General features: G+C 60.8%; 14 protein-coding genes and 1 tRNA gene. 8 read left to right on the plus strand and 7 right to left on the minus strand.

Features of this window, described 5'->3' with window-relative positions; all coding sequences use genetic code 11:
• Positions 1-90 precede the first annotated feature (90 nt).
• The 6 genes from GR183_RS15725 (at position 91) to GR183_RS15750 (ending at position 7,125) form a co-directional block, all read left to right on the plus strand.
• Positions 91-1,665, plus strand: coding sequence for an ABC transporter substrate-binding protein (locus GR183_RS15725; RefSeq protein WP_160776602.1), 1,575 nt, complete (start codon positions 91-93; stop codon positions 1,663-1,665).
• A 70-nt stretch (positions 1,666-1,735) separates the two neighbouring features.
• Entirely contained in the window at positions 1,736-2,686 is a 951-nt protein-coding gene (locus tag GR183_RS15730; protein WP_160776603.1) for an ABC transporter permease, read from the plus strand.
• Positions 2,683-3,546: an ABC transporter permease gene (locus tag GR183_RS15735; protein WP_202396126.1), complete on the plus strand. Its 864-nt coding sequence runs from the start codon at positions 2,683-2,685 to the stop codon at positions 3,544-3,546. Before GR183_RS15730 ends, GR183_RS15735 begins: the two co-directional genes overlap by 4 nt.
• Complete coding sequence (locus GR183_RS15740; protein ID WP_160776604.1) at positions 3,543-4,514, plus strand: ABC transporter ATP-binding protein; 972 nt, start codon at positions 3,543-3,545, stop codon at positions 4,512-4,514. The genes GR183_RS15735 and GR183_RS15740 overlap by 4 nt, the downstream gene beginning before the upstream one ends.
• Positions 4,511-5,524 (plus strand): oligopeptide/dipeptide ABC transporter ATP-binding protein, encoded by a 1,014-nt coding sequence (locus GR183_RS15745; protein ID WP_160776605.1) that lies wholly within the window; start codon positions 4,511-4,513, stop codon positions 5,522-5,524. Before GR183_RS15740 ends, GR183_RS15745 begins: the two co-directional genes overlap by 4 nt.
• A 578-nt stretch (positions 5,525-6,102) precedes the next feature.
• Entirely contained in the window at positions 6,103-7,125 is a 1,023-nt protein-coding gene (locus GR183_RS15750) for a glycosyltransferase 61 family protein (RefSeq protein WP_160776606.1), read from the plus strand.
• A gap of 103 nt (positions 7,126-7,228) precedes the next feature.
• Here GR183_RS15750 and GR183_RS15755 read toward each other — a convergent pair whose 3' ends face one another.
• A complete protein-coding gene (locus tag GR183_RS15755) occupies positions 7,229-9,265 on the minus strand; it encodes an NADH:flavin oxidoreductase (protein ID WP_160776607.1) in 2,037 nt (678 codons plus the stop codon).
• Between the two features lie 124 nt (positions 9,266-9,389).
• Here GR183_RS15755 and GR183_RS15760 point away from each other — a divergent pair, with 124 nt between their 5' ends.
• The gene (locus tag GR183_RS15760) at positions 9,390-10,016 is read left to right on the plus strand and encodes a TetR/AcrR family transcriptional regulator (RefSeq protein ID WP_160776608.1); all 627 of its coding nucleotides are present in this window, start codon (positions 9,390-9,392) and stop codon (positions 10,014-10,016) included.
• A 357-nt stretch (positions 10,017-10,373) separates the two neighbouring features.
• Here GR183_RS15760 and GR183_RS15765 read toward each other — a convergent pair whose 3' ends face one another.
• From GR183_RS15765 to GR183_RS15780, 4 genes are read right to left on the minus strand one after another with little or no spacing between them, the layout of a single operon-like run.
• The gene (locus GR183_RS15765) at positions 10,374-11,714 is read right to left on the minus strand and encodes an NAD(P)/FAD-dependent oxidoreductase (protein WP_160776609.1); all 1,341 of its coding nucleotides are present in this window, start codon (positions 11,712-11,714) and stop codon (positions 10,374-10,376) included.
• On the minus strand, positions 11,711-11,872 hold the full coding sequence (locus GR183_RS15770; RefSeq protein WP_160776610.1) for a hypothetical protein: 162 nt from the start codon (positions 11,870-11,872) through the stop codon (positions 11,711-11,713). Before GR183_RS15770 ends, GR183_RS15765 begins: the two co-directional genes overlap by 4 nt.
• The gene (locus tag GR183_RS15775) at positions 11,869-12,798 is read right to left on the minus strand and encodes a dihydrodipicolinate synthase family protein (RefSeq protein WP_160776611.1); all 930 of its coding nucleotides are present in this window, start codon (positions 12,796-12,798) and stop codon (positions 11,869-11,871) included. The genes GR183_RS15770 and GR183_RS15775 overlap by 4 nt, the downstream gene beginning before the upstream one ends.
• A complete protein-coding gene (locus tag GR183_RS15780; protein WP_160776612.1) occupies positions 12,795-13,517 on the minus strand; it encodes a GntR family transcriptional regulator in 723 nt (240 codons plus the stop codon). The genes GR183_RS15775 and GR183_RS15780 overlap by 4 nt, the downstream gene beginning before the upstream one ends.
• A gap of 298 nt (positions 13,518-13,815) precedes the next feature.
• Between GR183_RS15780 and GR183_RS15785 the strand changes: the two genes are divergently transcribed.
• Entirely contained in the window at positions 13,816-14,118 is a 303-nt protein-coding gene (locus tag GR183_RS15785) for a tyrosine-type recombinase/integrase (protein WP_160776613.1), read from the plus strand.
• 60 nt (positions 14,119-14,178) lie between these two features.
• Here the strand turns inward: GR183_RS15785 and GR183_RS15790 are convergent.
• Positions 14,179-14,255 (minus strand) — tRNA-Arg (locus tag GR183_RS15790).
• A gap of 206 nt (positions 14,256-14,461) precedes the next feature.
• Positions 14,462-15,997 carry a sensor histidine kinase gene (locus tag GR183_RS15795; protein ID WP_312846840.1) on the minus strand — a complete coding sequence of 512 codons (1,536 nt, stop codon included), beginning with the start codon at positions 15,995-15,997 and terminating at the stop codon, positions 14,462-14,464.
• Positions 15,998-16,035 lie beyond the last annotated feature (38 nt).

Here is a 16,035-nt window from a genome sequence, read left to right on the forward strand (position 1 = left end):
ACTTCCCCTCACGCCTTCACTCGAAAATGCCGCTCAGGCGAACCGACAAGCGTTCGCCGGCACTTTGCAGATTCCCGGGAGACAATATCAATGACGGCGAAATTCGATCCCTTCACCGCCGCAAGCACGACGCGGCGCCGTTTCCTTGCGGGCGCCGCGGGCCTTGGCGCTCTGGCGGCCATGCCGATCAAGGTCTGGGCAGCGGGCAATACGCTCAACATCCGCACCTATACCGAGGCCGATAATTTCGATCCTGTCGATGCTTCCGGTTTCGGCGAGGAAATGCTCTACGGTGCGATCTACCGCAAGCTGATCCAGTACACGCCGGGCAACGAATGGGGCTGGCAGCCGGACCTGGTCGAATCCATCGAGCAAACCTCCCCGACCGAAATCGCCTTCGTGCTCAAGAAAGGCCAGATGTGGTCGGACGGCTTCGGCGAAATCACCGCCGAAGACGTAAAATTCTCGCTTGAGCGGATCATCGACCCTGAAATGGAGTCCGCCATCAAGCCGGACCTCGGTTCGCTGACCGGGGTCGATGTGACCGGCACCCATTCCGGCGTGATCAGGCTCGGCACTCCGTTCGCTCCGATCTGGTCGATCGCCCTGCCGTATCTCGCCGGCACCATCGTCTGCAAGAAGGCCATCGGCCATGGCAAGCGCATCACCGATGCCGTGCCGCCGACGGTCGCCGGGCCGTACCGCGTCGCCGAACATCGTCCGGGAGACCGCTGGGTCCTGGAACGCAATCCCGAGTTTTCGGGGCCGAAGCCCGATTTCGAGAAGGTTCAGATCTTCCTGATCGACGACGAGGCGACCGCCGAAATCGCTTTCGAGGCGGGAGACCTGGATTTCACGCGCGTCGGCCTCGGCTCGATTGAAAGGCTGCGCGAAAATCCACCTGAAAACGCGAAGCTCTCCGAACACCCCTCCCTCTATTACGTTTGGGTGGGCATGAACATGGAGAGCCCCAAGCTGAAGGACATTCGCGTGCGCCAGGCGATCCAGCATGCCATCGACGTTCCGTCGATCCTGGAAGCGGCCTATTTCGACGTCGCGGATGCCTCCACCGGCATCATCGCGCCGGGCCTCATCGGCCACCGGGAGGAAAGCCTCGTCGCCCCGAGCGCCGATTTCGCCAAGGCCCGGGCGCTTCTGGACGAAGCCGGCGTCGATACGCTCGACCTGAAGCTCGACGTGCTGAACAAGTCCACATGGACGACGGCAGCCCAGGTGATCCAGGCCACGCTTGCGGAGGTCGGCATCAACCTGTCGATCGGCGTGCATGAATCCGGCTCCTTCTGGACCCTTGGCAACGAAGGTGACGGCGACCGCTGGAAATCGCTGGAACTTGTGCTCAACCGTTTCTCGATGACGCCCGATCCCTATTACGCGACCGCATGGTTCACCACGGAGCAGATCGGAAAGTGGAACTGGGAGCGCTTCTCCAACGAGGAGTTCGACCGCCTGCACGAGGAAGCTAAGGCGGAAACCGACGTTGCCGAACGGGACCGCATGTACAAGCGCATGCAGGACATCATGGAAGAGTCCGGGGCCTATCGCTTCATCACCCACGAAGCGGCGCCCAATCTCTACAGCACGGCCATCAAGCCGGCGCTGCGCCCGGATTCGCAGCCGCTGATCCAGTTCTTCGCCAAGGCATGATGAGGCAGCCCGGACGGTTCATGCCGCCCGGGCTGTTCAACCGGACGAAAGGTTCAAGCGGAAAGCGGCGATGGGTCGATACATTATTCAACGCGTGGCGCTTGGGCTCGCGATCCTCCTGGTTGCCATCTCCGTTCTTTACGCGTTGATGATCACCTTGCCCGGAGACCCGACGACGGTCTTTCTGGGTCCGCGCGCTACGGATGAAATGCGCGCCGTATTTTCCGAACGCCTGGGCCTGAACAACCCCGTTCCCGTCCAGATCCTCCAGTTCTGGGGCCGCATCTTCAGTGGGGACCTCGGCGAGGACGTCTTGCGCAACCGTCCGGTCGCGACGCCGGTTTTCGCCGCGCTTCCCAACACCTTGATACTGGTGCTCGCCTCCATCGGCTGGTCGGCGGCACTCGGCATCCTGCTCGGCGCTTTTTCCGCCGCCTGCCGCAACTCGCTGGTCGACCGCGTGACCGGCGTTTTGTCGGTCGCAATGCTTGCCGCTCCCTCCTTCGTCGTCGCGCTCTGGAGCCTCCTGATCTTCGCGGTCGTCCTGAACTGGTTTCCGGCGATCGGGGCGGGCGAGCACGGCGATCTCGCGGACCGGATCCACCATCTCGTCCTGCCGTCATTCGCCATCGGCCTGGCATGGGTCGGCTATATCGCGCGCATCGTGCGCGCTTCCATGCTTGAGGTTATGGGCGAAAACCATATCCGCACGGCGCGCGCCTTCGGGCTTCCCCCCCACAAGATCATCTACCGATACGCCCTGCGCATTGCCGTCCTGCCGGCGGTTTCCGTGCTGGGCGTGGGTGTCGGCGGCCTGCTGTCGAGCGCCGTTTTCGCCGAGATCGTCTTCGCGCGGCCCGGCATCGGCCGGCTGATCTACGAATCCGTCATCAGCCGCAATTATCCGGTCGTCATGGGCTCCATGCTGGTCGCGATCGCCTTTTTCGTGATGTGCACGCTGGCGGCCGATCTGGTGAACGCCATGCTCGATCCACGCCTCAGGACGTCGAAGAAATCATGAGCATCGCAGAACGCAGCTCCTTCAAATACACGGCTGTCGGCCGGCTCATGTCCGATCCCCTCGCCGTGGCCGCCGTCACGATCATCGCGCTGCTCGTGCTGTGCGCTGTCTTCGCCGATGCCATCGCCCCTTATGACTACAAGGCGCTCAACGTACGCGAACGGTTCGCACCGCCCTCGTTCGTTCACCTGTTGGGCACCGACAATCTCGGCCGCGATACGTTCTCCCGCCTTCTCTTCGGCGCGCGCATCGCGCTCTTCGTCGGGCTCACCTCCGTCGGTCTCGCCGCGTTGATCGGGCTGATGCTCGGCATGGTCGCAGGCTTCGGGCCGCGCTGGCTGGACAACGCGATCCTCTTTCTTTTCGACACGCTGCGCGCCTATCCGACCATCATTCTGGCACTCGCGCTCGGCGCGTTGCTGCCGCCGGGTCTCGGCACGGTGATCCTCGTGGTCGTCCTCACCACATTCAGCGAATACGGCCGCGTCGCGCGAACGCAGACACAGGCTCTCAGTGCGCAGGAGTTCATCGACGCCGAACGCGCCATGGGCGCTTCGCCGGCGCGGATCCTTTTCATGCACATCCTGCCGAACGTGCTCGGCCCCTTCTTCATTCTCGCCGCGATCAACCTGCCCGTCGTCATCACGATAGAGGCCGGCATGAGCTTTCTCGGCGTCGGCGTGGCGCCGGGTACGCCGAGTTGGGGAGCGACGCTGAAGGACGGTTTCGACTACATCCGCAACACGCCCTGGCTCATCGTTTCCGGTGGCATCCCTCTCGTTCTGGTCACGCTCGGCTTTACGTTTCTGGGCGAATCCCTGCGTGACGTTCTCGATCCGAAGCTGAGGAAAGAGCGGTGAAGGCAGCTCTCGATATCCGTGACCTGTCGGTCGACTATCATACCCGTGCCGGCAGGCTTCATGCGCTTCGCAATGTCGATCTTCTCGTGCCCGACGGCGAGGTCGTCGGGCTCGTCGGCGAATCCGGCTGCGGAAAGTCGACGTTGATCTCGGCCGTGTTGCGGCTGCTCGCCGAAAACGCGGAAGTGCCCGGGGGCGAGATCGTTCTGGACGGAACGGACCTGCTTTCCTTGAGCGATGCGGAAATGCGCCTGCGCCGCGGTCGTGACGTTTCGGTCGTCTTCCAGGATCCGATGACGGGGCTCAATCCGGTACTCACCATCGGCCGGCAGATGATCGATATTCAGCATCGCGAAGCGCTGTCGCGCGCGGCCAGGCGCGAGCGGGCGGTCGACATGCTCGCGCGCGTGCGCATCCCCGATCCGGCAAGCCGCATGGATTCCTACCCGCACGAGTTGTCCGGCGGGATGCGCCAGCGCGTGGCGATCGCCATGGCGCTGATGATGAATCCGAAGCTTTTGATCGCCGATGAACCGACGACGGCGCTGGATGCGACGCTCGAGGTGCAGATCATCGAGCTTCTGCAGGAGCTTCAAGGCGAGATCGGCTGCGCGATCCTTTTCATCTCCCACCACCTTGGCGTGATCGCCGAACTGTGTCAGCGCGTCGTCGTCATGTATGCCGGCAGCGCTGTCGAGGAAGGCGGGGTTCGCGACATCTTCCACGCACCCGCCCACCCATACACGAAGGCCCTGCTCGACTGCGATCCGGGCCGGATCAGGGAACGCAGGCAAACGCTTCCCTCCATACCGGGCAGCCTGCCGGATCTGACCGCGCCGCCGCCGGGCTGCATATTCGCCGATCGATGTACGAAAGCCGATGCCGGATGCGGCGCGACGCAGCCGCCTCGCATCGATACCGCGCCCGGGCATTGGGCAACGTGCCACTTCGCGGAGGCCATGCGATGAGCGGACCGCTGCTGAAGCTCGAAGGCCTCCATGTCCGTTTCTCCGCTGCAAGGGGGATCAGGAGCCTCCTCGCCGGTCGCGAGAAACAGACCTTCGACGCGGTGGCGGGCGTGTCGCTGGAGATCGAACCGGGAGAGTGCCTCGCCATCGTTGGCGAAAGCGGTTCCGGCAAGACGACGCTTGCGCGCGCGATCAACGGCCTGACGCCGATCGCCGAAGGCAAGGCATGGATTTCCGGCGAACCTTTGCATGACAAGCCGGACTGGACTGCCGTGCGCAGGCAAACGGCGATGATGTTTCAGGATCCGGTCGGCTCGCTCAGTCCGCGAATGACGGTGCGCAACCTCATCCTCGAGCCTTTCCGCATCCACGGGATCGCCATTGGAGAGCCGGAACGAAAGGCGCGGAAACTGCTCGCCGCCGCCGGGCTGTCGCAGGAGTTTCTCGACCGCTATCCGCACCAGCTTTCGGGCGGACAGGCCCGGCGCGTCGGTGTCGCCCGGGCGCTCGCCCTTGACCCCGCGCTCCTTCTCGCGGACGAGCCGACCGCGGGCCTCGATGTTTCCGTTCAGGGCGAAATACTGACGCTTTTGAACAAGCTACGCGGCGAACTTGGGCTCGCCATCCTCATCATCACCCATAATCTCAATATTATCCGTCACGTGGCGGACCGGATCGGCGTGATGTATCTCGGCCGGCTGATCGAGACTGGTCCCGTGGAGGAAGTGTTCGCAAACCCCGCCCACCCCTATACGCGCGCGCTGCTCGCCGCCAATCCGGAACCCGATCCGGACGCGAGGCTCACCCGCATCGCCTTGAAGGGGGAAGTGCCGTCGTTGCTCGCCCGGCCCAAGGGGTGCGAGTTTCACCCGCGCTGCCCCTGGGCCCACGAGGATTGCGCCACGAGAGCGCCGGATCTTGCATCGGTTTCCGGCGCCCGGCGCAAGGCGCGTTGCCTGCATCCGTTTCCCGATTTCGAATGCCGCTCGGAGGCGGCCGGCGGGAAGTGACCCAGAGCTCCCGGCGGCTCGTTTGAAAAACAGTCGCGGGAAAAAGCGACGCTGGCAGCTTATCCCCGCCCGCCCGCATTGGCGTATGATCGGCAGGCCAGCCCGTGCTGGAGCGCCGTTCCGTCTCCCGCGTCCCTTCCATGATCGACCGGTCAGGCTTGGAAGCGGAAGCCGTCGGCGGTCAGTGCGCCGGATCGACGTCACGCGGCGTTATCGAGTGCCCTCATCGGGAGTGATCGCCACTCCGTCGCCCGCCTGCTCGCACCGCCCCGGAATATCGGCTTAGGAGAATTCTGAAGAACCTTTTTCGACCTCGATCGCGTCGAAAATGCCGTTTGCGGAATTGTCCTCGCCGCGTCCCTCCGCGAGGGTAAGGTCACGGATGCCTGCACTTCATTATCGCGTTCGACAATAAGCGCCGACTTGCCGAAAACGTCTTGGCGGCTTTACGTTGTTTCCGTAACGTACCGATTATCAGCTCCGCCCATCTGCCGCGCGCCAGGTCATGGACTTATAAATAAAGCTGGAATGGCGCTTTCTGTAATCCGATAGAAATTCAAACGGCCTGGCGAATATATATGTCTGATCTAATGGATAAAATATTCCGTTTTGCCAATGGACTATTTTCAAACGCACTGGAAGGCGATATTCGAAAGAATAAGCGGAAATTCGAATTATCCGCCAACGCCGGAAACCTAGAGTATATTTCGGAATTTATTTTATATACCTATGAAGGGGAGCTTGGAGTGGAATGCAATTCCGGAGAAATACTACAAAAGTTTAGAATCCTGAAAAACCGACCGCGAATGAGGAAAGAGTTTTTCCGACCTCAAATTCCGAGCATCCCGGCAATACTTAAAAAGAAAGGGCGCGCTTTTGACTCCATCGTAGCAGTCAATCATGCGTTGCCCGCCGATTTCCGGACATTGTGCCTGGTCGTTTTTGCTAATAGAACCTTGTTTGAACTTTCCGGAATACCGGAAGGAACACCACTTTTCGTAAGCCTGAAGATCGGCGCATTGCCCCATATGCAGGATGCGCTCGAAGCCGGTTATTTCTTGCCGGGAGCAACTTTGATGACTTGGCAGCGGGAGTTTGTGAAAGCAGACAAGATATATGAGCTGGATTTTCAGATACCGTCCAAGGCGGTAATCCTGAAAACTTCCCAGCGGATGAGAAATACGTTCGATATTAGTGCCGCCACTGAAAATTCAGTTGTTTTCATGCTTTCCAGACATGAGTCATTTCCAGAATCCGAATTCGTCGAAGAACTTCGGAAGGAGAAACTCTTCGACGCGCACGAGGTTCGATTTATCGACCCCGATCAAGCGAAGCTTGGCGATATCGTCGAATCCGTGGCAAACGCCACCTGCGTAATTGGCCCTACTTCGCCCTACTTGGCAGCCGCAATATTTCGCCTGCCTGAAAAGCCTTCCCTTATCGAAATTACGGAAGATGGAAAACCTACCGCCTTCAACAAAGAACTGATTTGCTCTTTGGACGGAAAATACTTGTCGACGTCGAAGAACGTTACCGAAATTTTGTCAGCAATAAAGGCGATACATCAAAACAGACATTTCGATAAGCATAAAGGGGAATGATACTTCTCCGGATATGACGTTTACGGCGGCAGGGCACATTCTCATCGACGGAAACTCCAAGAACCGACTTCCACTCATGATAAGGGCGCAACTCGCCTGAAGATTAAATATCCTTGAGAAGGCGCAGCGCATCGTAGATCGCCGCATGCGTGTTGCGCGCGGAGACGGCGTCTCCGATCCGGAAAAGCTGGAATTCACCGTCCGGGTTACGGACGACCGACTGCGGCATACCGGCGATCAGGTCTTCATGCGATATCTCACCGAGGTTCGAGGAGGCCGGCTTGAGTTCGAAGTAGAGTTCATCCAGCGGGATGGTCCCGTGGTTGATAACCACCTGGTCGAACGTTCTTTTCCTGGCAATACCGCCATAGTCGCTGCCGACATGGGCAATCAGGTGATTGCCGTCCTTCTCTACCCCATCAAGGCGGTAAGTAACCGTGAAGGTGACATCCAGTTTTTGAAGCGAGCGCATGTACGGCACAAGATTCATGGCCATGACCTCGGGCGCGAACGCGCGGTCGGGCGTCATGATCTCGACCCTGGCTCCGGCGTTCGCAAGGATTTCAGCGGCCTGCAGCCCCGCATGATCGCCGGCGTCGTCGTAGACGAGAACGTCGGTCCCCGGCTTCACGTCTGCGGAGATGATATCCCAGGATGAAACGACGAGTTCATTGCCCTTTGACAGCACCTCGGTATGCGGCATTCCGCCCGTGGCGATGATGACGACGTCGGGCTTTTCCTCCCTGACGGCGCCGGCCTCGGCCCAGGTGCTGAAGCGGAAGGCCACCCCGTGCTTCTCACACTGCGCCATGCGCCAGTCGATGATGCTGATCATCTCCTTGCGGCGCGGACTTTGCGCGGTCAGGCGGATTTGCCCGCCGGGATCGCCTGCGGCTTCGAAGACGACGACGTCGTGTCCGCGCTCCCCTGCAACCCGTGCCGCCTCCATTCCGGCCGGTCCCGCACCGACGATGACGACCTTCTTGCGCTTTTCCGCCCTAGAAACGGTGTGCGGCATGGAAAGCTCGCGCCCGGTCGCCGCGTTGTGGATACAGTAGGCGGCGCCACCCTGGTAGATGCGGTCCAGACAGTAGTTCGCTCCGACGCAAGGGCGGATCTCGTCCTCCCGCCTCTCCATGATCTTGCGAACGATATGCGGGTCCGTCATGTGCGCGCGGGTCATGCCGACCATATCGAGCTTTCCGCTTGCGATCGCATGGCGCGCGGTCGCCACGTCCGGGATCTTCGCGGCATGAAAGGTCGGGAAGTTTGTGGCTGCGCGAACTTCGCCCGCGAAATCCAGATGCGGGGAGTTGGCCATGCCCTGAATCGGGATCACGTCGGTGAGGCCGGCGTCGGTATCGATATGCCCCCTGACGACGTTCAGGAAATCCACCATGCCGCTGTCCTTGAGGCGCCTGGAGATTTCCAGCCCGTCCTCCCGGGTCAGGCCGCCTTCGAGCATTTCGTCGCCCGTGTAGCGGATGCCGACGATGAAATCGGGACCGACACGCTTGCGGATTTCCTTCAGCACGTCGAAGGCGAAGCGCAGCCTGTTGTCGAGCGAGCCGCCGTAAGGACCTTCGAGTTCGTTCGTCAGGGGAGACCAGAACTGGTCCATGAGGTGGCCGTAGGCCTGCAGTTCGATACCGTCCATGCCGCCGGCCTTCATGCGTTCGGCGGCATCTGCGTAATCCTTGATGATCCGCTCGATGTCCCAGTCTTCCATCTTCTTGGGAAATGCGCGGTGAGCCGCTTCCCGGTGATGGGAGGGGGATAAGACCGGCAGCCAGAACCCCTTGTCCCAGCGCGTGCGGCGGCCGAGATGGGTAAGCTGGATCATGATCGCAGCGCCCTCTTCGTGCACCGCGTCCGTCAATTCCTTTATCCACGGCACCACCTCGTCCTTGTAGACGAGAAGGTTGTTGAAGACCGGCGGACTGTCCTTCGAAACAGCTGCGGAGCCGGCGGTCATCGTCATGGCCACGCCCCCCCTTGCCCGCTCGGCATGATAGGCGCGGTACCGCTCCTTCGGCATCCCGTCTTCCGGGTACGCAGGCTCATGCGCCGTCACGATGATGCGATTGCGCAGCGTAAGGTGCTTGAGCTGAAAAGGCTGAAGAAGAGGATCTTTCGACATCCATCGCGCTCCAATCCGGATGAGTGAGCGAAGAATAAGGGAAAATGTACACTTATGTCAATTTAATGATCATAATGGCACTTCTAATTGACGTATGTGTACATTTAAAATATGAAACAATGTCATGGAGCAGTCTTCGAACGATAGCGGCTGGCGTGGATCTGCGGATGTCTGGCTGAGCGCGGCATACGAGGCGCTGTTGCTCGGCGGTGTCGATGCCGTCAAGATCCTGCCACTGGCGAAAAAGCTCGGCCTGTCCCGCACAAGCTTCTACTGGTTCTTCAAGGACAGGGAGGAACTGCTTGAAGCCCTGCTCGCGCGGTGGCGAGAAAAAAACACGGGCAACCTGGTCAACCGGGCCGGCGCCTACGCCGAAACGATCGCGGAGGCGATGCTGAACGTCTTCGATTGCTGGCTGGACGGCGAGCTGTTCGATTCAAGATTCGAATTCGCGGTCAGGAGCTGGGCTCTCCAATCCTCCGAATTACTGGCCGAGGTTCAAAAGGCCGATCGGAAACGCTTGGACGCCCTCACCCAAATGTTCGTGAAATTCGGGCAAGACGAAAGCCGCGCCGATGTCCGTGCACGCACGATCTACCTTGTTCAGATCGGATACATCTCGATGCAAACGGAGGAAGACATTTCCGTGCGCATGAAACGCATCCCTGAATACGTGGAAATTTTCACCGGTCAAGCGCCGGAGCAAAGAGAACTCGACCGCTTCTTCGCGCGCCACGGCTATTCCGCGTAGCGGCGGCGGGATGCCAACTCGCGCGATATCTTGAGGACTGGCGTGCACTCCCCTCACCCGCCGCGTTTTCAGGGAAGTTCCGACGTCGAAGCTCTTTCCGCCTCTTGATCCGGGCCGGCGAAAACTCAGGAACAGGATCGTCTTCGGCGCACACACAGCCAATATGGCCGAAGGCGGCATTCCGACCGAACGATGCGTGGGGTATTGCGTCGCCCCGCGCCAGGTGCCCTACGCCTTCTTCAAGGGAAGGAAGGCCGCATTGGAGTTATGACGAAGCGCCAGCAATACCCGCCCCGAAGCATTCCAAAATGAGATCAGGCGCATTCTCTCCATTTTTTGACGCCAGATTTCGCCGTGTCACTCTTCCCCGGCGCGCCACTCTTTCCAGCGCAGTAGCGCATTGGCGCCGATCTGCTGAAACGGCTGTGGCGGCAGGCGCCTGGGACCCGCCTCATTCGTGAAGTGCTCGGTGATGGCGCTGGTTTGCCCGCAGGCAAGCTCTGCCGCGCCGATGCCGGTCAACGTACCACGGGTGGTGCCGAGGCCGTTTTGAACACAGCCGGAATATACGCCCTCTTCAATCTTGCGCATGACCGCTACGCCGTTAAGGCTTAGGCAAAGGTGCCCCGCCCAGGCATATTCCATGCGCATTCCCGCCAGCTGCGGAAAGCGCCGGTCGAACTTGCGTTGCATGACTTTGGCGGCTCGCGCCATCTCCGCCTTCGACGGCAGGGCGTTCGGCCGCACGGTGGCGCAAGTGCGCGTCAAGATGCGGCTGCCGCCCTGCCCCTTGTCGATCTTGCGCACGGTCGTTCCCATCGGATCCGAAGGGGTGATCCCCCAGCGCGGCTTCCCGCCGATCCTTGCCAGCGCAGCATCGTCCAGTTCGGCCGTCATCACCGCATAGAGGAAGAGTTGCACCAGTCGCCCCCGCTCGATGCCGAAGCTCTCCAGATGTCCGTTCACCGTCAGGATCACCCGCGAGGTGCTGATGCTCCCTTTTCGGGTTGCAACCCGCCATGCGCCGCCCTGCCGTTCAAAGCCGACGACGGGGCTGTTCTCGAAGATTTCGACCCCGCGCGCCGCAAGCCCGGTCCCCACTCCCCGAATATAGCCTGCCGGCTGCAGCATCACCGTTCCCGGCGTGAACAGGCCCGAGATATAGTGACGCGATCCCGTCAGCTCATACATCTGCCCGGGATCCAGCATTTCGCTGGCCTCTCCTAGTGAGGCGAGATGGCGGGCATAGCTTTCGTTATGGGCCTGCGCCATCGCGCTCGCGGCACCGTTCACCTTTCCGGCCGGATCGAAATAGCGGGTATCGATTCCGTATTCCTCGACAGCCTCACGGGCGAAACCGATCGCCTGACGGTTGAGATCGATCATCGTCCGGTCTTCGCCCGCGCCGGCATAATCGTGCGAGTTCAGATTATGCGGCAGGTCGATCATAAAGCCGGAATTTCGCCCGGCCGCCCCTTCGGCCAGGCGTCCGGCCTCGAGTACCGTTATGCGCGCGCCGGGCTGCAACTGTGTCAGCCTGCGTGCCGCGGAAAGCCCGGCAAAGCCGCCGCCGACAATCACGAAATCGGCGGTCCGGTCACTTTCAAGCTGCCGCGCCTGCGCTTGCGGCGCAAGTATCGCGTTCCAGGCTGCCGGCCCTTGCTGGACCGGCAGGCGTCGGGCGCAATAGCGGCTCAATCCACGGCCTCGTCACTACCGTCGCTGAGATCGAGCCAGATCGTCTTGCCGCTGCCGAGGCTTTCCATGGCCGCAAGCTCGCGGCACTCACGCTTCATCGGTTTGGCCAGGCGGGTCGGTGCCCGCTTGCGCTCTCCCGCAGCCGGTAGATCGGTCATTCGGCAGCCCTCGTGTCGGACGTGGATTCGGCATCGATGGCGGCAACGGTTTGCTGTAGAACGCGCACGACCTGTTCAAGCGAACGCTTTTCGTCCTCGTCGAGGGGCTTGAGCGGCGGGCGCGGCGGGCCGGCGCGATGGCCGTTCAGCTCGCAGCCATGCTTGATGCATTGGATGAACTTTCCGCCCTGTTCGAGGACCCGCATCAGCGGCATCATCGCAGACATGATCCGGCGTCCCTTGTCGAAATTGCCTTCAACGGCACAAGCCCTCCATAGGGCCATATGCTCGGCCGGCAGGAAGTTCGATCCACCGCACACCCAACTGCGGGCACCCCAGGCAAAGAACTCCAGCGCCTGATCGTCCATGCCGCAGGACATCTGGATATGCGGATAGTCGCACGCCAGAAGATGCACGCGGTTGATGTCGCCCGAACTTTCCTTGATGGCGCGGAAGTTGCGGCTGGGGCCGACGCGGTCGAGAAACTCTTCGCCCATGTTGACGCCCATCCGACCCGGATAGTTGTAGAGCATGATCGGCAGGTCCGCGGCCTGGTCGATGGCGAGCGCATTCAGCGCATTTTCGCGCTCCGTCGGCACGGAATAGGGCGGAGACCCGACAAGGATGGCATCTGCGCCGATTTTGGCCGCCGTCTCGGCCATCTTGATCGAATCCGGCAACCGGATTGCAATGGTGCCGATGATCAACGGCACCCTGCCCCCGATTATCTCTTTGGAGAGCGCCGCCATTTCGACTCGCTCTTCCATGGACTGGGCGTAATATTCTCCGGTCGAACCACCGTTGATGATGCCGTTAACGCCCGAGGCGATCAGAAACTCGATCATCGCGGCGAATGCGTCGCGGTCGATGGCGCCGTCCTCACGATGCGGCGTGATGACGGGCGTGTATATGCCTTCGAATTTCATTGCGCTTCCCTCTTGTCCTGGATACCCGGCACGCTGCCTAGCGGAATGCGTAAGCCTGCAGGGGTGACGAAGCTTTCGATCTCTGCGCGCGAAAGTTCCCAATGCGCGACGGCCAGCTCTGCAGCGGTATCCGCGTCGCCCGCCTCAATCAGTTCGATGAGCCGATCGTGCTGGTCGGCGGCGACAGCGCGCTGTTCGGCAAGCGCCCGGTTTCGCGGGCTATAGAACGTCATGCCGATCCGGGTGTGGTCGATCAGCAGCCGGCGCAGGCTCGGCGCCAGATACTCGTTGTCCGCCATCTCTCCGATGATCGCGTGAAAACGCTCGTTCATCAGCGCGCGTTCGGCCGTATCGCCATCGCGGATCGCGGCGCGAAACAGCAGCTGCGTATCCTTTAGCCGCATGATCTGGCTCGGTTTCGCGTGTTCGGCGGCCAACCGCGTCACCGCGGCATAGATCATCGGCGCCGCGACGAAAAAATTCCTGAGCGTCTTGTGCGTCATCGGCGCGACCTGCGCGCCGCGATTTTCGTAGAGCACGACAAAGCCGTCGCCCGCGAGTTGCCGCAGCACCTCGCGCAGCGGCGGGCGGGAGATCCGATAGGCTTCCGCAAGCCGGGTCTCGTCGAGATAGCTGCCAGGCTCCAACTCCTGCGTGAGGATCCGCTTCCGCAGATCCTCCAGGCAGATCGCCTTTTTGCTCCTGGTGTCGTCGCTCACCTGCGCCCTCCTGGCTGACGGCCCCGCCGAAAAAATGGGCGCCAGAGAATAGCTCGAAGTTTCCAGCTTCGGGGAAATGCCTGTCCATGATTTGTAGTCTTAAAATATACATATTGTCTACAATCGAATTATTGCTGTTTCAGGGAGGAGCCTTACGAACCTGCCAACCGAAGGAACTGTCATCCGATATGAGAACATCCGGATGATATTTGGCGAGAAACGACGCGGTCACTCCGGCCATCACCGGTTTGACGACTTGCCTTCCTGAAATTGGCTGCTCTTCCTCTTCGGCATCAAAATGAATCGCCAGGACACACAAAGCCTCGTGGCGCCTTACGCCCGATCGACGATCTCGAAGAAAAAGGAAACGGCTTGTGCGCGGATGAAGCTCAAGGGCTGCACACTGCACGGCCTGCGCACGATACACGCAACGCTCGTCGCCGAAGCCGGCAAGGGCTCGAAGGTCATCGCCGCGACCACCGGCCACCGGCGGCTTGCGGTGGTGGAACACTACACACGCGGCGCCGATCAGGAGAAACTTGCGCGCGAAGGCATCGGTGCGCCGCCGAACGTCTCCAGAACGTCGAGTGTCAAACCTTGAGACAAAGTGCCAAGCCCCGTTTTGAGGCTCTTCGTAAATCTTTTAAAATTCAGGGAGGTATGGCGCACCGGGGAAGATTCGAACTCCCGACCCCCAGATTCGTAGTCTGGTGCTCTATCCAGCTGAGCTACCGGTGCTTATATGGATCGGGCTTGCAGCGATAAGCCTATTTTGAAATCATAAGCTTATTCGTGCCGCGTTTCGCGTTTGAAACGCTCCCGAACAGGGCGCTACCTCTACTCTGCTATTTCAGCGAATGCAAGGGCGTCGTCCGGAATTTTTCGCTGACAAGCAAGCCTGTTGAAAAAGCGCCCTGAGCGGTTTGCGCGAGAGGCGGAAACGATCACGAAGCTCGCTGCCGCTTCGCTCTCGCGCGCCATTGCTCCAGGTCCACGGCACGATCGGGCACGACGATCTCGAATGCCGTGCCCGGCCCATTCGCATCCACCAGCCGGATAGCGCCGCCATGAGAGCGCACGAGTTCCGCCGCGATCGCCAATCCAAGGCCCGTCCCGCCGCGTTTCGTCGAAGCCTGGAACGGACGGAAAAGAGATGCCTTGACCCTCTCCGGTATGCCCGGCCCGGTGTCGCTGACGTTGATGGAGACAACGCCTCCCTCGCGCTCCGCCTCGATTGCGATGCGGCAGACAAGCGCCGGATCGCTCTTCGCTTCCAAAGCCTGCATTGCGTTGCGCGACAGGTTCATCAAAACCCTGAACATCTGATCCGGATCGGCATCGATCTCGACTTCGTCGCCGACCAGATTTTCGAAGCGAATGGTTTCGTGCGTTGTCAGGCCCAGAACGTCTCCGACATCGTCCACCACGCGCCTCAAGCGCACCAGCCTGCGTTGTGGCGGCGCTTCGCGCGTACTGCCATAGGCAAGGACCGACTGCGTGTAGCCGATTGCCCGGTCGAGCGCCGCGATGATCTTCGGAGCGATTCGCTTCGCGGTCGGGTCAGGGCTTGCCTCGAGCCTTTCGGAAAAGAGTTGCGCCGACGCGAGCAGGTTTCTCAGGTCATGATTGATTTTGGAAACCGCAAGGCCAAGGTCCGCGAGATGTTGCTGCTGGTTGAGCGTATCCTTTAGCGCGCGCTGCATCGCCTCCAGGCGGGTTTCGGCATCGCCCAGTTCGTCCTTTCGGCCGGAGGGCACTATAATCCGCGAAGCGTCGTCCGGCGCCTCGGCAAAGCGGGCCATCGAACTTGTGAGGCGCTGCATCGGCCTCAGGAAAAGCCACCGAAGCGAAAGATAGACGAGCGTCGCCGTAATCGCGGAAATGAACAGCGAGAGCCCCAGAATTCGCACGGAAAACGCAAGCATGTCGTCGCGAAGCAGTTTTTCCGGCAAAACCATGTCCACTCGCGCACCGGAGCCCATCTGGCTTCGGCCGATAACGCGCATAAGCCCGCCGCCGTCTCCAAGCAGGATTTCAAAGCTCTCCCGGATTGCGCGCGGCGGCGACATCGCGCTCATATCCGCCGTGCTGCCGATCTCCAGCGGGGCATCGCTTCGCGCGATCAGGCGTCGGCGATCGCCCTCGTCGAGCGAAATTGCAACCGCGCCCGTCGCCCGCAGGAGTTCTTCCTGCAGGCGGGGGGCAAGCGTGTTCGTCTCGGTCAGAACGGAAGCGGCGACGCCTGCCGTCGTCAGGCGTTCGTTGAGCCAGTTATTGCGGAAATTGGCAATGGACGGGACATAGATCATGACCTCGCTCAGCATCACGAACACGATCGTCAGGATGAGGAGCTTTCCCGAAAGCCCTGCCCAGTTCCGGCGCGTTTCTTCCGGCGCCGGGCGCATCGTGTCTTCGGGAGTGTCCTTTGCCGGTTGAGCCCCGTTTTTTGTCGACCTAGCGTTGGCCTCGCCTTCGTTCACGTTCTGCCGTCTCCAAGGTGTTCAAATGCCCGTCCCAG

The organism is Stappia sediminis, from assembly GCF_009826895.1.
GTDB classification, from domain to species: Bacteria; Pseudomonadota; Alphaproteobacteria; order Rhizobiales; family Stappiaceae; genus Hongsoonwoonella; species Hongsoonwoonella sediminis.